Here is a 1,094-nt window from a genome sequence, read left to right as displayed (position 1 = left end):
AGGTCAGTCAAACGCAAGGAGTACCAATAAAAAAATTCATCGCGGGATGGAGCAGTCTGGTAGCTCGTCGGGCTCATAACCCGGAGGTCGCTGGTTCAAATCCGGCTCCCGCAACCATTATTTATCCCGTAGGGTATAAGTTTAGAAGTGTCCGACAGGACCAACCATAATATCGACCTGAGCGTAGCGAAGGTATATGATTAGTAGTACCCGAAGGGGTACAATCATAATAATATGGCGGCGTAGCTCAGTTGGCTAGAGCATGCGGTTCATACCCGCAGTGTCAGCGGTTCAAGTCCGTTCGCCGCTACCATAATTCAAAATTTCATATAATAATAATCTGGCCCTATGGTCAAGCGGTTAAGACACCGCCCTTTCACGGCGGTAACCCGGGTTCGAGTCCCGGTAGGGTCACCATTATGACCTAATCCCATTTGCGTAATGCTTTTAAAGCAAATGCAAATGGATGGTGGGTCAAACGCAATGAATTCCCAAATTATGTGAGCGATAGCGAACAAATAATTTGGTGAATGAAACTGCGGGAAATGATCTAACTTAGCGAAGTGATAAGTGAACTTTGCGAGGGCGCATAGCTCAGTTGGGAGAGCACCTGCCTTACAAGCAGGGGGTCACAGGTTCAAGCCCTGTTGTGCCCACCATTTATATAATTGTCAATTGAAAAAATGGCCCGGTAGTTCAGATGGTTAGAATGCCAGCCTGTCACGCTGGAGGTCGAGGGTTCGAGTCCCTTCCGGGTCGCCATGCTGGTGTAGCTCAATTGGCATAAGTAGAGAACCCAAATCATGTTTTTGATTTGTTGTGAATCACTTAGTCGGAGCCGTTAATATTAGCAGTATGTAACTTAAAGGCGGTAATTTAATACTTATGCTGGTGTAGCTCAATTGGCAGAGCAACTGACTTGTAATCAGTAGGTTGGGGGTTCAAGTCCTCTCACCAGCTCCACATTATTATATTGTATAACAAAAGTGTCCAATGGACACAAACTAGGAGGAGTTCCCGAGTTGGCTAAAGGGGACGGACTGTAAATCCGTTGGCTCAGCCTTCACTGGTTCGAATCCAGTCTCCTCCACCAT

Annotated in this window: 7 tRNA genes; all 7 read left to right on the top strand. The window is 46.6% G+C overall.

The features are described from left to right. Nucleotides 1-40: 40 nt before the first annotated feature. Nucleotides 41-117: transfer RNA gene (locus CUL_RS0111350), tRNA-Met, on the top strand. Nucleotides 118-236: 119 nt separating this feature from the next. Then, nucleotides 237-313, top strand: a tRNA-Met gene (locus CUL_RS0111340). A 29-nt stretch (nt 314-342) separates the two neighbouring features. After that, nucleotides 343-417: transfer RNA gene (locus CUL_RS0111335), tRNA-Glu, on the top strand. Nucleotides 418-583: 166 nt separating this feature from the next. Continuing rightward, nucleotides 584-659: transfer RNA gene (locus tag CUL_RS0111330), tRNA-Val, on the top strand. 26 nt (nt 660-685) lie between these two features. Beyond that, nucleotides 686-762: transfer RNA gene (locus tag CUL_RS0111325), tRNA-Asp, on the top strand. A gap of 125 nt (nt 763-887) precedes the next feature. Beyond that, nucleotides 888-963 (top strand) — tRNA-Thr (locus tag CUL_RS0111320). Between the two features lie 44 nt (nt 964-1,007). Continuing rightward, a tRNA-Tyr gene (locus CUL_RS0111315) sits at nt 1,008-1,093 on the top strand. The last annotated feature ends 1 nt before the right edge of the window (nt 1,094 follow it).

This window comes from [Clostridium] ultunense DSM 10521, from assembly GCF_000511955.1.
In the GTDB taxonomy this organism is placed as follows: domain Bacteria; phylum Bacillota; class Clostridia; order Tissierellales; family Tepidimicrobiaceae; genus Schnuerera; species Schnuerera ultunensis.
Note: the sequence above shows the minus strand (reverse complement) of the source record. Positions and strands in the feature narration are given on the sequence as shown.